Source organism: Methylobacterium currus (assembly GCF_003058325.1).
GTDB lineage: Bacteria > Pseudomonadota > Alphaproteobacteria > Rhizobiales > Beijerinckiaceae > Methylobacterium > Methylobacterium currus.
Genome location: NZ_CP028843.1, coordinates 4,972,138 through 4,986,153, shown reverse-complemented (window position 1 = coordinate 4,986,153; position 14,016 = coordinate 4,972,138). Strand labels below are relative to the sequence as shown.

At 72.2% G+C, this 14,016-nt stretch carries 11 protein-coding genes; 5 read left to right on the top strand and 6 right to left on the bottom strand.

Annotated features, from left to right (window positions below; translation table 11 throughout):
• Positions 1 to 4: 4 nt before the first annotated feature.
• Complete coding sequence (locus DA075_RS23095) at positions 5 to 961, top strand: ketopantoate reductase family protein (RefSeq protein ID WP_099955214.1); 957 nt, start codon at positions 5 to 7, stop codon at positions 959 to 961.
• Positions 962 to 976: 15 nt separating this feature from the next.
• Here DA075_RS23095 and DA075_RS23090 read toward each other — a convergent pair whose 3' ends face one another.
• From DA075_RS23090 to DA075_RS23065, 6 genes are all read right to left on the bottom strand, one after another.
• Positions 977 to 1,861 (bottom strand): ribokinase, encoded by an 885-nt coding sequence (locus tag DA075_RS23090; protein WP_099955213.1) that lies wholly within the window; start codon positions 1,859 to 1,861, stop codon positions 977 to 979.
• A 12-nt stretch (positions 1,862 to 1,873) separates the two neighbouring features.
• Positions 1,874 to 3,340 (bottom strand): FAD-binding oxidoreductase, encoded by a 1,467-nt coding sequence (locus DA075_RS23085; protein WP_099955212.1) that lies wholly within the window; start codon positions 3,338 to 3,340, stop codon positions 1,874 to 1,876.
• A 59-nt stretch (positions 3,341 to 3,399) separates the two neighbouring features.
• Positions 3,400 to 4,284, bottom strand: a complete 885-nt coding sequence (locus DA075_RS23080) for a dihydrodipicolinate synthase family protein (protein WP_099955211.1) — start codon at positions 4,282 to 4,284, stop codon at positions 3,400 to 3,402.
• Positions 4,285 to 4,303: 19 nt separating this feature from the next.
• On the bottom strand, positions 4,304 to 5,008 hold the full coding sequence (locus tag DA075_RS23075) for a GntR family transcriptional regulator (protein WP_099955210.1): 705 nt from the start codon (positions 5,006 to 5,008) through the stop codon (positions 4,304 to 4,306).
• A 96-nt stretch (positions 5,009 to 5,104) separates the two neighbouring features.
• Entirely contained in the window at positions 5,105 to 6,772 is a 1,668-nt protein-coding gene (locus DA075_RS23070; protein ID WP_099955209.1) for a Na/Pi cotransporter family protein, read from the bottom strand.
• Positions 6,773 to 6,873: 101 nt separating this feature from the next.
• The gene (locus DA075_RS23065; protein WP_099955208.1) at positions 6,874 to 7,581 is read right to left on the bottom strand and encodes a hypothetical protein; all 708 of its coding nucleotides are present in this window, start codon (positions 7,579 to 7,581) and stop codon (positions 6,874 to 6,876) included.
• A 230-nt stretch (positions 7,582 to 7,811) separates the two neighbouring features.
• On the opposite strand from DA075_RS23065, the gene DA075_RS23060 reads away from it, so the two are divergent.
• The 4 genes from DA075_RS23060 (at position 7,812) to DA075_RS23045 (ending at position 13,866) form a co-directional block, all read left to right on the top strand.
• A complete protein-coding gene (locus DA075_RS23060; RefSeq protein WP_099955207.1) occupies positions 7,812 to 8,363 on the top strand; it encodes a DUF4337 family protein in 552 nt (183 codons plus the stop codon).
• A 424-nt stretch (positions 8,364 to 8,787) separates the two neighbouring features.
• Complete coding sequence (locus DA075_RS23055) at positions 8,788 to 9,441, top strand: TetR/AcrR family transcriptional regulator (protein ID WP_244936297.1); 654 nt, start codon at positions 8,788 to 8,790, stop codon at positions 9,439 to 9,441.
• Positions 9,438 to 10,721 carry an efflux RND transporter periplasmic adaptor subunit gene (locus tag DA075_RS23050; protein ID WP_099955206.1) on the top strand — a complete coding sequence of 428 codons (1,284 nt, stop codon included), beginning with the start codon at positions 9,438 to 9,440 and terminating at the stop codon, positions 10,719 to 10,721. Before DA075_RS23055 ends, DA075_RS23050 begins: the two co-directional genes overlap by 4 nt.
• A gap of 4 nt (positions 10,722 to 10,725) precedes the next feature.
• A complete protein-coding gene (locus DA075_RS23045) occupies positions 10,726 to 13,866 on the top strand; it encodes an efflux RND transporter permease subunit (RefSeq protein WP_099955205.1) in 3,141 nt (1,046 codons plus the stop codon).
• Positions 13,867 to 14,016 lie beyond the last annotated feature (150 nt).

Genomic DNA, 14,016 nt, shown 5'->3' with positions numbered 1-14,016 from the left:
CAGGATGGCGAAGGTGGCGATCGTCGGGTGCGGGGCCATGGGCTCGGTCTACGCGGCGCTGATGGCATCAGCGGGCCATGAGGTTCATGCCGTCACGCTCTGGGCCGACCATGCTGCGGCGATGCGCGAGCAGGGCTTGCGCGTCGAGGGCGCGAGCGGAGACCGGACCGTGCGGCTCGCGAGTGCCGGCACGACCACCGAGGGGATCGGTCCCTGCGACCTCGTCATCATCGCCACCAAGGCCTTCGACGTCGCGTCGGCCGCCGCCCGCTGCGCGCCCCTGATCGGGCCCGGGACGGTGGTGCAGACGATCCAGAACGGGCTCGGTTCGCCGGAGGTGGCCGCGACCGTGATCGACCCGGACCGGATCGCCGTCGGGGTGGTCGGCGGCTTCGGCGCCTCGATGCGCGGGCCCGGCCACGCGCATCACAACGGGCTCGAGATGATCCGTTTCGGCGCCTTCGCGGGGCTGCCGCGGGAGCGCCTGGAGGCCTCGGCGGCGATCTGGGATGCGGCCGGGTTCAAGGTCAGCCTGTTCGATGATCTCGGCCGGATGGTGTGGGAGAAGCTGATCATGAACGTCACCTTCTCGGGCACCACCACCCTCACGGGCCTGACCATCGGCGGGGTGATGGCCGACCCGGAGGCCTGGCGGGTGGCGAGGGGGTGCGCCGAGGAGGCGATCGCGGTGGCATCGGCGATGGGCGTGACGCTGCAGGTCGGCGATCCGATCGAGCATATCCGCCGGCTCGGCGGCAAGATTCCGGAGGCGCGGCCCTCGATGCTGCTCGACCACCGGGCCGGGCGCCGCGGCGAGGTCGAGGCGATCAACGGCGCGATCCCGCGCCTGGGGCGGCTCTGCGGCGTGCCGACCCCGGTCAACGACACGGTGGTGGCCCTCATCAAGGCGCGCGAGGCCGCCTTTCCGGTGACGAGCGATCCTGAGCGGTGCCCGGCCTGATCGGCCCAGGTCCCGTCAGCCCTCGCAAGCCCGATCGGTCTCCGCGCGCCACGGCAGGCTCGCCTGGCTACCGCGCCGGCCGCAGGCAAGCGCCGCCGCGATGCTCGCCCGCTCCATCGCTTTGCGCAACGGCGCGCCGCGATCGAGCGAGGCGGCCAGCACGCCGACGAAGCCGTCGCCCGCCGCGGTGGTGTCGACCGGGTCGATCGCCCGGGCTGGAACGTGCCAGGCGCCGCCGGCCGTCGCCGCCTCCGAGCCGGCCTCGCCGAGGGTGCGCACCACGTCGATGCCCAGGACCGCGTGCAGGGCCGCCGCCTCCGGCGCGCAGCCGAGGCGCGCGGCGGTCGCCTCCGCCTCGTCCTCGTTGACGACGAGGAGGCCGGCGAGACGCAGGGTTTCGATATCGAGCGGCAGGGCCGGGGCGAGGTTGAGGATGCTGCGCAGGCCGAGTGCCCGGGCCCGGCGCAGGAGAGCGGCGGTCTCGGCCGGATCGACCTCCATCTGCAGGAGCAGCGAGGTGGCCCGGGCGAGATCGGCATCCGTGATCTGGTCCGCCCGCGCCTGTCCGTTGGCACCCAATGCGACCGCGATGCGGTTGCGGCCGGCTGCGTCGATCCAGATCGAGGCGCAGCCCGTTGACGCCGCCACCGGGCGGACCCGCGTGATGTCGGCGCCCGCCTCGCGCAGGCCCGAGAGCGCCACCTCGGCCAGCGCATCGGCCCCGACCGCGCCGGCCATCGCGACCTCGGCCCCGTCGCGGGCCGCGGCCACCGCCTGGTTCGCCCCCTTGCCGCCCGCCTGCACCGCGAGGTCGTCGGCGAGCCGCGTCTGGCCCGAGCGCGGGATCTCGGGCAGGCGAAAGATCAGGTCGGCGTTGAGGGAGCCGAAGCAGACGATCACCGGGGCCTCCGCTCACACGGCGTCGCCGGGCAGGATCTCGCTTGGCAACGTCTTTCCCGGCAAGTCCTTGCCCGGCAAGACCTTGCCCGGATTCAGCATCCCGTCCGGGTCGAGGGCCGCCTTGAGGCGCCGCATCAGGGCGATCTCGGCCTCGGAGCGGACATGGCCGAGCCAGGGCTTCTTGGTCAGCCCGATGCCGTGCTCGGCCGAGACCGTGCCGCCGAACTCGCGCACGAGGCCGTAGACCACCTCCTGGATCACGTCCTTCGGCTGCGGGTGGGCGCCCTTCACCCCCGCCACGATGTGCAGGTTGCCGTCGCCGATATGGCCGTAGAACAGGGCGGTGATGCCGGGCAGGCGCTGGCCGAGTGCCGCCTTGCAGGCCCGCACGTAGTCGTCCATCCCCGCCACCGGCAGGCCGATATCGAAGGATTCGTGGGTACCCAGCACCTGCGGGAATTCCGAGCAGGCGTCGCGCACGCCCCAGAACGCCTTCACGTCCGCCACCGAGCGGGACAGGACCGCGTCGGCGAGCAGGCCCGCCTCGGTTTGCGCCTCGAGCCAGGCCTCGAAGCGCGGCCCGTCGAAGGCCTCGTCGGTGCCCTGCGCCTCGATCAGGCAATAGGCGGCGTGGCCCTGGGCTAACGGCACCCGCACGCCCGGCATCGAACTGACCGTCTCCCAGTAATCCGGCCACATCACCTCGAAGGCCGAGAGCATCGGGCCCAAGCCCCGGCGGGCCGCCGTCAGGAGGCCGACCACGGAGGCGTAGTCCGGCAGGGCGCAGAGCGCCGCGAAGGTGCAGGCGGGCTTCGGAAACAGCCGCAGCACCAGCCGGGTGATGATGCCGAGCGTGCCCTCCGAGCCGATGAACAGGTGCTTGAGGTCGTAGCCGGCGTTGTTCTTGATCATCCGGTTGAGGTTGGTGACCACGCTGCCGTCGGGCAGCACCACCTCCAGGCCGAGGATCATCTCGCGGGTCATGCCGTAGCGGATGACCCGGTTGCCGCCGGCATTGGTGGAGGCGTTGCCGCCGATGGCGCAGGAGCCCCGCGCCCCGAGATCGAGCGGGACCAGGAAGCCGGCCGCGTCGGCGGCCTCCTGCACCACCTGGAGCGGCGTGCCGGCCCGCACCGTCATGGTGGCGGAGGCCGGGTCGATCGCCTCGATCCCGGTCATCCGTTCGAGCGACAGGGCGACCGAGCCGGGGAGCGGCCGGGCGCCTCCGCACAGGCCGGTGAGGCCGCCCTGCGGCACCACCGGCACGCCGTGCCGGGCGCAGATCCGCATCGCGGCAGCGACCGCCTCGGTGGTGGCGGGTCGGATCACCGCGAGGGGGGCCTGCGGCCCGAGCGTGCTCCAGTCGGAAGCGTTGCGGGCCGGCCGCTCGGCGCCGCTGAGCACCGTCTTCTCGCCCAACTCCGCCACGAGGGCGGCCACCACCGCCTCGCCGCGGGACACGTCCGGCATCGCCGTCATCCGATGTCTCCTCCCGAAGGCGGCGTGAATCGCCGCTCGTCGCGGTGATCTACCAGAGATTACGCCGCCGCGGCGCGCGAGAGGCCGGCGAGATCGGCCGCGATGCGCTGGCCGGTCGCGGGATCCGCCGCGACCAGCGGCGGGCGCACCCGGCCGAAGGCGGGTTCGCCGGTCATCGCCGCCATGGCGGATTTCAGAACCGGCACGAAGGGCCCGCGGATCAGGCCGATCGCCGCCCGCATCGGCTCGGCGGCGGCGGGATCGGTGAACATCGCCCGCACGAGGTCGGGGACGAGGTTGGCCATGCCGCAGATCGTCCCGGTCCCGCCCTCGGCCAGCGCCCGGCCGATATCCGCCTCGTTGCCGACGCAGACCGCCACCTCGGGGGCCGCCGCCCGGAAGGCCTGGAACTGGGCGAAGTCGCCCGAGCTGTCCTTCACCCCGGCGACGAGCCGGCCGTAGCGCGCCCGCAAGGTGGCCACCGCGCCCGGGGGCAGGCCGACGCCGGAGGTCTGCGGGATGTGATAGAGCGTCGCCCGCAGGCGGTCGTCGCCGACGCCGTCGAGGAACGCCGCGAAGGCGTCGACGATCCCGGCCTCGGTCACGTCGCGGTAGAAGTAGGGCGGCAGCACCAGGACATGGGTGAGGCCGAGGCCCAGCGCCGCCTTGGACAGCGCCACCGCGTCGGGAATCGCCGGGGTGCCAGCGCCGAGCCCGATCCGCTCCGCCGGGATGCCGGCCGCGAGCAGCGCCTCGACCGCCGCGAGGCGCTCAGGCGCGGAGAACGAGGTGCCCTCGCCGGTGGTCCCGAACGGCACCACGCCGTCGCAGCCCCGCTCCATCAGGAACCGGACGTGGCGCACGAGGGCGCCGTGATCGACCGCGCCGGTCGCGTCGAGCGGCGTGGCGAGGGCGACCCACAGGCCGGTGATGGCGTTGGTCATGCGATCCTCCGAAGGGGCATCATGCTTGTGGCCCGGTTGAAACAGGGGTGGCGGACGCGTCGCGCCGATCGGCCTCCCGGCCGGTATCGAGGCCCAGCGCCCGGCGGCGCGAGGTGTCGAGGTGCCGGCGCAGGGCCGCCACCGCACCCTCCGCGTCGCGGTTCTCGACCGCCGCCAGGATGGCGGCGTGCTCGGCGAAGGCGGGGGGCAGCACCTCGGGCGAGAGTGCCACGCGGCTCTGCATGATGACCCGGATGCGGATGAGGTTCACCCGATGGATCTCCGCGACGAGGCCGTTGCCGAGATGGCCGACGATCGCATCGTGCAACCCCCAGTCGGTCGCTTGGGCCTCGGCGATCAGCGCCTCGGTGACGCCCTCCGCGGCTTGCGCGCTGATCCGCGCATGCGCGGCCCGCAAGGTCCCCACCAGGGAGGCGGGCGCGGTGCGGGCGAAATGCGCCACCGCCGCGGCCTCGATGATCTCCCGGAGCTGGAACGCCTCGTGCACCAGCCGCAGGTCGACCGACGCCACCTGGAGCCCGCGCTGCGGCAGGGTCGTGATCAGCCCGTCGGCCTCGAGCCGCGGGATCATCTCGCGCACCGCCCCGAGCGGCAGGCCGGTGAGGGCCACCAATTCGCGCTGCGTCACGAAGGAGCCCGGCGCGAGGCGACCGTCCAGCAATTGCTGGACGAAGGCGTCGTAGGCCTGGTCGCGCTGTTTCATGTCAGTGATCTCTCACTGACATGTCAGCTTGTCAATCGATGAAAGCTCGGAACGTCCGCGCCAAGGCCGCAGCGGCTCCGCCGCGGCGGCGAGCGGTCACGGGGCTTCGAGGCGGCTCGACCGCAGGGCGCCCCGGCTCTCCAGGATCGGGTAGGCGGCGCCGGCGACGAGGTGATCGTTGACCCGCTTCAGGTCGCGCACGAGGTCGGGATAGAGGGCGGCGGCCTCGGCCGGGACGGGGCCCGCAGCCGCGCCGGCCTCGCGCAGGCGGCGGAAATGCGCCTCGGTCGCGCGCGCCTCGAGATCGCGAAACACCGCCTTCTCGTCGGCGAGGCGCCGGGCGGCGCGGGGATCCTCGGTCAGGAAGGCGGCGCCCGCCGCGCTCAGGTTGGCCGAGAGCCGGCCCAGCAGCGCCTGCACCTCCGCCTTGCCCTCGGCCGAGAAGGTCAGCCCGCGCTTCAGGCGCTTGGCGGCGTGGGTCATCACGTTGCGCGAGAGGATGTCGCCGGCATGTTCCAGGTTGGTGGTGAAGGCCAGCAAGGCCGCGACCCGGCGCTCGTCGTCCTCGCTCAAGGAATCCGGATCGAGGCGGACGAGGTAGGCCTTGATGGCGGCGTTGAGCCGGTCGAGCGTGTCGTCCATGCGACGGATCTGCGCCACCCGGGTGCGGTCGCCGCCGGTCAGCGCCTCGCCGGCGCCGTTCGTCATCTCGGCGAGCACGTCGGCCATGCGCAGGGCCTCGCGGCCGGCGGCACCCAACGCCACCGGCGGCGTCTCCAGCGCCGCCTCGTCGAGATGGATCGGCCGGCCGGGATCATGGGCATCGATCCGCTCTGGCACCAGCCGGCGCAGCAGGGCCGCGAAGGGATCGAGGAGCGGCAGGACGATCAGCGCGAGGACGAGGTTGAAGGCGGTGTGGAAATCGGCCACGGCCCGCGACAGGTCGGGCTGCCAGGTCACCAGGAGCGGCCCGATCAGACCCAGGCAGGGCAGGGCGACGGCGCAGCCGAGCGCCCGGGTGATGAGGTTGCCGAGCGCCACCCGCCGCCCGGCGGCCTCGCCGTCCCGGGCGCCCTCCAGCACCGGGTTGAGGGCCGAGCCGAGATTGGCTCCGAGCACCAGGGCCATCCCGGCTTCCAGCGGCAGCACGCCGGCTTGGGTGAAGGACATCACCAGGAGAACGATCGCCACGCTCGCATGCGCCGCCCAGGTGAGCACCGCGCCGAGCAGGAGGGCGATCAGCCGGTCGGTCGCGACGGCCCCGAGCAGCACCCGCAGGGCCGGCACGTCCTCGTAGGGGGTGATGACCTCGACGAGGCGCGACAGCGCCATCAGCATCAGCCCGAGGCCGATCGCCGCCCGGCCGATGTCACGGGTGCGCGGCGCGGAGCCGCGGCGAAACAGGATCACGCCGACCAGCACCAGGACGGGGGCCGCCCGGGCGACGTCGAAGGACAGGATCTGCACGATCAGGGTGGTGCCGATATTCGCACCGAGCATCACGGCCAGCGCCGGCACCACCGCCACCAGCCCGGCGCCCGCGAAGGAGGCCACCATCAGGCCGGTGGCGGTGCTGCTCTGGAGGAGCGCCGTGACGCCGAGACCCGCCGCCAGCGCCTTCGCCCGGTTGCCGAGCGCCACCCCGAGCAGGCGGCGCAGATGCGGCCCGAGGGCGCGCTGCACCCCCGTCTGCACCATGTGGATGCCCCAGAGCAGCAGCGCCACGGCGCCGCACAGATCGAGCAGGGTGAGGGTTGTGTCCATGCGCTTGGGGCAGCCTCCGTCCGGTCCGGGTTCAGCATACAGATCCGGAGCATCCGGGTTCCGGGTCCCGATGCAAGTCTGCTGCCCATCGGCGCGGAGTGTTAGGGCTTCGGGCAGGCTGGATCGGCCGGGCGGGCGGCGCGGGTGAAGTCCAGGACCGCGCGCGTATAGGTCTCGACCACTTCCGAGAAGGGCTGCCGCTCGCCCGTGAACAGCACCGCGCGATGGCTGAACAGGTGCTCGGGCACGTCGAGCGTGCCGCAGGACGGGGCCGGGGGTGCCGCCTGGTCCCAGCCCTCGGGCAGGGGCTGCCAATGCGGCTCGGCGCCGACGGTCTGGCGGGTGGTGCCCAGCGCCGAGACCGCCCGGCCGAACGGCGTGTCCGTGGTCTCCAGCACCCGGTTCATCTCCGGGGTCAGGCGGGCGGGCACGTACCAGTTGTCGGCCTCCGACAGCACGTGATCGCCGCAGGCGAGCCGCACCCGGCGGTAGCGCAGGGGCTCGTCGGGCCCGACGGCGAGGCGCTTGCGGGTCTCAGGGCTCGCCGGCTTGTCGACGCCGCGCTCCAGCCGGGCGACGAGGCGCGGCGTCTCGGCCATGCGGTGGGCGGCGCACCAGCCTTCGAGGGTCGCGGTGGCGCTGCGGCTCGCCAGGAGAGCGGCGTTGAGGCTCTGCATCACCGCCGTCGCCTCGACGCGGGAGAGGTAGGTGTCGGGCCAGTCCGGCCCCGCGGCCCGGGCGGGAAGGGCGGCCGCCAGGCAAGCGAGGAGCGGTGCGAGGAAACGGGCGAGGAAACGGGCTTGCGACATGGTGGGGCGTCTCTCAGGACCGGCCCGTGAGCGGGGCCGTCGCGCAGGACTGCCCGGTCGGGCCCTGGGCCGCAAGCGGGGGCTGGCGCGGCCCTGCGGCCCGGCTATGAAGGCGCGGGTGCCGCCGATTCGCCGCTCGCGCGCGGCGCGGCTGGTCTTCGTCCTGTCGCAGGGTTTCGCCAGACCGGGCGCGCGGCGCGCCTGTCATGGCCGGTTGAGGGGAGACGACGATGTCGGGTGGTCACGGGGCGGTCGACGCCTCCAACAAGAAGGTCGCGCTGCTGATCTCGGTCCTGGCGCTCTTCCTCGCCCTCGGCGAGACCCTGGCGAAGAGCGCGCAGACCGACGCGCTCGGCGCCAACGTCGAATCCGCCAACCAATGGGCCTATTTCCAGGCCCGTACGATCCGCGCCACGGTGCTGAAGACCGCGACCGAGCAGGCCGCCCTCGATCCCGGCGCCGCCCCGGACGCCGTGAAGAAGCAGACCGAGGAGTGGGCCAAGACCATGGCGCGCTGGGAATCCGATCCAGCCTCCGGCGACGGCCGCAAGGAACTCGCCGCCAAGGCCAAGGCGGCCGAGGCCAAGCGCGACCTCTCGCTCGCCCGCTACCACCATTACGAACTCGGCTCCGCCGCCTTCCAGATCGGCATCGTGCTGGCCTCCGCCCAGGTCATCACCGGCATCGCGGCGCTCGCCTTCGCGGGCGGGGCGCTGGGGATTGCGGGGATCGCCATGCTGGCGGTCGGGCTCTTCGCGCCGCACGCGATCCATCTGGTGTGAGCACCGGCTGCGACAGCCGCCGGTCCCCCGGACATCGTCCGGTTCGTCCGACATCTCTTGCGTCGTCCCGGCCCCGCGCGAGCGGAGTCCGGGATCGGGACGTCATGCTCACTGTTGCAGGCGATGAAGAACGAGGCGAGATGTTTTCGGCCCGATCCTGAATAGCCGGAGGTTCCGGATCCCAGGCTCCGCTTCGCGGCGCGCAAGTGACGGGATGGGTGGAAATACGCTGCTCACGATCCGATCGTCTCTTCTTGCGTCGTGGGGAGATGCGATGATGTCGATCCATCTCCGCAATTTATGGATGTATCGCAACGTGGACACTTCGCCCTCGCGATGTTGCGCTTTTGTGTCGCAGAAACCAACGCTTGCCAGCCCAGCGGGCCGCACGCCTAACTGAACCCGTCAGTTCAGTTAGGCCTTCATGAGCGACGCCGTCCGCCAAGCCGATCGTCCCGAGGCCGATCGCCCTTCCATCGGTCGTGCCGCCGACCGTCCGCTCGATCCTAGACGCCGTCGCCGCATCCTCGAAGCCGGGATGGGGCTGTTCTCAGGGCTGCCCTACGCGGCCGTGCACATGGATGCGGTCGCGGCGGAGGCCGGTGTCGCCAAGCCCACGCTGTACCGCTACTTCCCCACCAAGGAAGCCCTGTTCATCGCCGGCCTCGCCTGGACGCTCGCCGAGCTGCGCGACGCGATCGGGGCGATCCGGGCGGTCGACGCGCCCGCGCGCCTGCGCGCCGCCGTCGGGCTGGTGCTGGAGCGGGTCAGTGCCCTCTCGCCGGCACTGACCGCGATCGAGGGAAGCGGCGCCGAGTTCGGCGAGCGCAGCCGGCGGGTCCTGCGCGAGGGCTTCGACGGGTTGCGCGGGGCGCTGGCCGACCTGTTGCGCGCCGGCGTCGACGCGGGCGAGCTGCACGTGCCCGACATCGACCTCGCCGTGCTGATGATCCTCGGCGGCATCCGCATGGCGGTGCACGGCACCGGCCGGCGCCCGCCGGCCTCGGCCGCGGTCACCGATTTCTTCCTCAACGGCCTCGGCGCGCGACCGGCGCCCCGCACTGGAGCCAAGCGATGATCCGCCTCCTCCTCGTCCTCCTGGTCGCCGTCGCGGCCGGGGCGGGATGGCTCGTGCAGCGCCACGGCGGCGACACCCGCGCCGCCTGGAGCACGGCCCGGGGGGCGCTGCCGGCCGATCTCGCCCGGTACCTGCCGGAGCACCTGCCGGTCGCCTACGCGCCGCCGGCGCCGCCGCTGCCCGCGAACCCCGCCGCGTCCCGTCCCGTCGTGACCACGGTCGCGGCCGGCATCACCGACCTCGCGCTCACCCGCTCGGCGGTGGGCTGGGTCGAGCCGATGGCGAGCGTCGTGGTGCGCCCGCGCATCGACGGGGTCATCACCGAGCAGCTCGCCCGCGACGGCCAGGTGGTGAAGGCGGGCGACGTGCTCTACCGCCTCGACGACCGCGAGATCCGGGCCCAGCTCGCCCGCGACGAGGCGGCGCTCGCCCGCGACCAGGCGACCCAGGTCCGCACCCAGAACGACGTCCGCCGCGTCGGCGAACTCCTGTCCCGCTCTTCCGCCTCGCAGGCGCAGTTCGACGTCGCCACCGCCGAGGCCAAGGTGGCGGCGGCGAACGTCGCGGCATCCCAGGCCGCCATCGAGGCCGACAAGGTCCGGCTCGACTACACCACCGTGCGGGCGCCGATCGCCGGCCGCCTCGGCACGGTGCGGGTCACCACCGGCAACCTCGTCAAGGGCAACGAATCGGCCGGCACCGGCCTCGTGACGATCACGCAGATGCGGCCCCTGCGCGCCACCTTCTCGCTGCCTGAGCGCGACCTCGACGGATTGCGGGCGGCGCTGGCGCGCCCCGGCACCGCGCCGGTGCGGGTCTATCCGAGCGGCGGCGAGGCGGTGCTGGCGACCGGCCGGCTCTCCTTCGTCGATTCGAGCGTCGACCAGGCCTCGGGCACCGTCACCGCCTGGGCGCTCTTTCCGAACGAGGACGATCGCCTGTGGCCCGGCCAGTATGTCCGGATCGAGGTCGATCTCGGCTCGCGGCCCGGCACCGTGACGGTGCCGCAGGCCGCGGTGCAGCCGGGCCAGGAGGGCAGCTTCGTCTGGGTGGTGCGGCCCGACCGCACGGCGGAGCGCCGCATCGTCGAGGTGCTGGCCTCCCGCGACGGCCGCGCCGCCCTGGCGCAGGGGCTGAAGGCCGGCGAGCGGGTGGTAGTCGAAGGCCAGTTCCGGGTCCGGCCGGGCCAGCCCGTCAGCGAGCGCCCGCAGGACGCGACCGAGGCGCAAGTTTCCGGCGAGCAAGCCGCGGGCCGCACGCCCCCCACCCGGATCGAGTGACCGCATGAACCTCTCGGCCCCGTTCATCCGCCGGCCCGTCGCCACGATCCTGCTCTCGATCGCGCTGACGCTGTCGGGGCTGTTCGCCTACCGCTTCCTGCCGGTGGCGGCGCTGCCGACCGTGGATTTCCCGACCATCTCGGTCACCGCGCAGCTTCCCGGCGCCTCGCCCGAATCGATGGCGTCCTCCGTGGCGACGCCCCTGATCAAGGAGTTCTCCACGATCCCGTCGATCGCCACGATCTCGGCGACGAACTACCAGGGCTTCACCTCGATCACCGTCGAGTTCGAGCTGTCGCGCAACATCGACCAGGCCGCCGCCGACGTGCAGGCGGCGATCACCCGGACCCTGCGCCGGCTGCCGATCGAGCTCACCATCCCGCCGAGCTTCCGCAAGCTCAACCCCGCCGACGCGCCGGTGATCCTCCTCGCCCTGTCGAGCGAGACCACCCCCCTGCCGACGCTCGACGCCTTCGCCCAGACGGTGATCTCGCCCTCGCTCTCCACCATCACCGGCGTCGGGCAGGTGCTGGTCTTCGGCAGCCAGAAATTCGCCGTCCGGGTGCAGCTCGATCCCAACGTGCTCGCGGCCCGCGGCATCGGCGTCGACGAGGTGCAGGCCGCGATCCAGAACGCCAACACCTCGACCCCGGTCGGCGTGGTCGAGGGCAGGGGCCAGAACCTCACCATCCAGACCAACACCCAGCTGATGAACGCCGACGGGTTCCGCGACGTGATCGTGGCGGTGCGCAACGGCCGGCCGGTGCGCCTCGGCGAGGTCGCCCGGGTCATCGACTCGGTCGAGAACAACCGCATCGCCTCGTGGAAGGACGGCACCCGCGGACTGGTCCTCGCCGTCCAGCGCCAGCCCGACGCCAACACGGTCGACGTGGTCGACCGCGTCCGCGCCATGCTGCCGAAGTTCCAGGAGCAACTGGGGGGCAGCGGTACCATCGACGTCGTCAACGACCGCTCGGTCTCGATCCGCGAGGCGGTGCACGACGTGCAGTTCACCCTCGTGCTCACCATCGTCCTCGTCGTCGCGGTGATCTACCTCTTCCTCGGGCGGCTGGCCGCGACGCTGATCCCGTCGGTCGCGGTGCCGATCTCGATCATCGCCACCTTCGGGGCGATGTACCTGCTCGGCTACTCGATCGACAACATATCGCTCCTCGGCCTCACGCTCGCGGTCGGCCTCGTCGTCGACGACGCGATCGTCATGCTGGAAAACATCGTCCGGCACGTCGAGGAGGGGATGAAGCCGTTCGAGGCGGCGCTGAAGGGGGCGGGCGAGATCGGCTTCACCATCCTGTCGATCACCATCTCGCTCATCGCGGTATTCATCCCTGTCCTGCTGATGGGCGGCGTCGTCGGGCGCATCTTCAACGAGTTCGCCATCGTGGTGACGATCGCCATCGTCGCCTCGGCGGTGATCTCCATCACGCTGACCCCGATGCTCGCCGCCCGCCTGCCGGCGGACGCCGCCGGCCACGGCCAGAAGAAGAACCTGTTCGAGCGCGGCTTCGCGCGGATGCAGGCAGGTTACGAGCGCGGCGTCGATCTCTGCCTGCGTTGGCCCTTCGCGGTGCTGATGGTGTTCTTCGCGAGCGTCGCGCTCACCGCCTGGATGTTCGTGGCGATCCCGAAGGGCTTCTTCCCGGCGGAGGATATCGGCCAGCTCCAGATCGCGACGGAGGCCGGGCAGGACGTGTCCTTCGACGCGATGAGCGCCCTCCAGCACGAGGCCGAGGTGATCCTCGCCCGCCATCCGGCCGTGGCCCATGTGGTGAGCCGGGCGGGCTCGAACGGCTTCTCCGGCACGCTCAACCAGGGCTCGTTCTTCGTCGAGCTGAAGGACCGCGACCAGCGTCCCCCCTTGAGCCGCACCATCACGGAGCTGCGCCGGGACCTCGCCACGGTGCCGGGCCTGACCTCGTTCATCACGCCGGTGCAGAACCTGCGCCTCGGCGGGCGCCAGTCGAAGAGCCAGTACCAGTACGTGGTGCAGGGGCTGAACCGCCCCGAGCTCGAGCGCTGGTCCGAGCGGCTCACCGAGGCCCTGGCCAAGGACCGTGCCACCTTCGCGGGCGTCACCAGCGACCTCCAGAACGCCGCGCTCCAGGCCAGGGTCACGGTCGATACCGACAAGGCGCAGGCGCTCGGCATCACCTCCGACCAGATCCGCCAGACGCTCTATACCGGCTTCGGCACGCGCCAGGTCTCGACGATCTACGGCACCGCCGACAGCTACCAGGTCATCACCGAGTTCGATCCGCGCCTGAACTGGACCGCCGACCGGCTCGACGAGATCCGCCTGCGCTCGTCCGGCGGCAAGCTGGTGCCGCTCTCGGCGGTGGCGAGCGTCACCCGTGTGCCGGGCCCGCTCTCGATCAACCAGCTCGGCCTCCTGCCGGCGGTGACGATCTCGTTCGACCTCGCCCCCGGCGTGGCTCTGGGCCAGGCGGTGAACCGCATCGCCGAGATCAAGGAATCGCTCGGGGTGCCGGGCACCATCACCACGACCTTCGCCGGCACCGCCCAGGTGTTCCAGGACGCGCTGGCCAACCAGGGCCTGCTCCTGGCGGCGGCGGTCATCACCATCTACCTCGTCCTCGGTATCCTCTACGAGAGCTTCATCCACCCGCTCACCATCCTCACCGGCCTGCCGGCGGCGGCGATCGGGGCGTTGGGTGCCCTCCAGCTCTACGGGATGGACCTGTCGGTCATCGCGATCATCGGCGTCCTGATGCTGATCGGCATCGTGAAGAAGAACGCCATCATGATGATCGACGTCGCCCTGGTGCTGCAGCGCGAGCAGAACTGGTCGCCCGCGGCGGCGATCCGCGAAGCCTGCGCCCTGCGGTTCCGCCCGATCATGATGACGACGGCGGCGGCCGTGATGGGCACCCTACCGATCGCCATCGGGCATGGCGCGAGCGCCGAGCTGCGCCAGCCTCTCGGCGTCGCGGTGGTGGGCGGGCTCCTGGTCTCGCAGCTCCTCACCCTGTTCATCACCCCCGTGCTCTACCTCTACATGGACCGCCTCGGCACCGGCGTGACCCGCCTCGTCCTGTCGCTGCGTCGCGGCCGCCTGCCGGCGAGCCGTCCGGACGGGGAGGCGGGCCGGCACATGCCGGCGGAGTGAGGGGAGGGGGCGCCGGTCCGGCGGATTTCCGTCTTCCCCGCTCCGAAGTCTGCGGGCCGGTCCGGGGATTTTCCGAGGCGAGAATGGCGCGGGTCTTTCCCCACACCCCGCGAGAGGTCGGTCTTGCCCGACTGCGTCCGTTGCTTGCAG

Coding starts and splice junctions, on each gene's coding strand:
- DA075_RS23095 (WP_099955214.1), top strand. CDS start 5: ATGGCGAAGGTGGCGATCGTCGGGTGCGGGGCCATGGGCTCGGTCTAC.
- DA075_RS23085 (WP_099955212.1), bottom strand. CDS start 3,340: ATGACGGCGATGCCGGACGTGTCCCGCGGCGAGGCGGTGGTGGCCGCC.
- DA075_RS23080 (WP_099955211.1), bottom strand. CDS start 4,284: ATGACCAACGCCATCACCGGCCTGTGGGTCGCCCTCGCCACGCCGCTC.
- DA075_RS23075 (WP_099955210.1), bottom strand. CDS start 5,008: ATGAAACAGCGCGACCAGGCCTACGACGCCTTCGTCCAGCAATTGCTG.
- DA075_RS23070 (WP_099955209.1), bottom strand. CDS start 6,772: ATGGACACAACCCTCACCCTGCTCGATCTGTGCGGCGCCGTGGCGCTG.
- DA075_RS23065 (WP_099955208.1), bottom strand. CDS start 7,581: ATGTCGCAAGCCCGTTTCCTCGCCCGTTTCCTCGCACCGCTCCTCGCT.
- DA075_RS23060 (WP_099955207.1), top strand. CDS start 7,812: ATGTCGGGTGGTCACGGGGCGGTCGACGCCTCCAACAAGAAGGTCGCG.
- DA075_RS23055 (WP_244936297.1), top strand. CDS start 8,788: ATGAGCGACGCCGTCCGCCAAGCCGATCGTCCCGAGGCCGATCGCCCT.
- DA075_RS23050 (WP_099955206.1), top strand. CDS start 9,438: ATGATCCGCCTCCTCCTCGTCCTCCTGGTCGCCGTCGCGGCCGGGGCG.
- DA075_RS23045 (WP_099955205.1), top strand. CDS start 10,726: ATGAACCTCTCGGCCCCGTTCATCCGCCGGCCCGTCGCCACGATCCTG.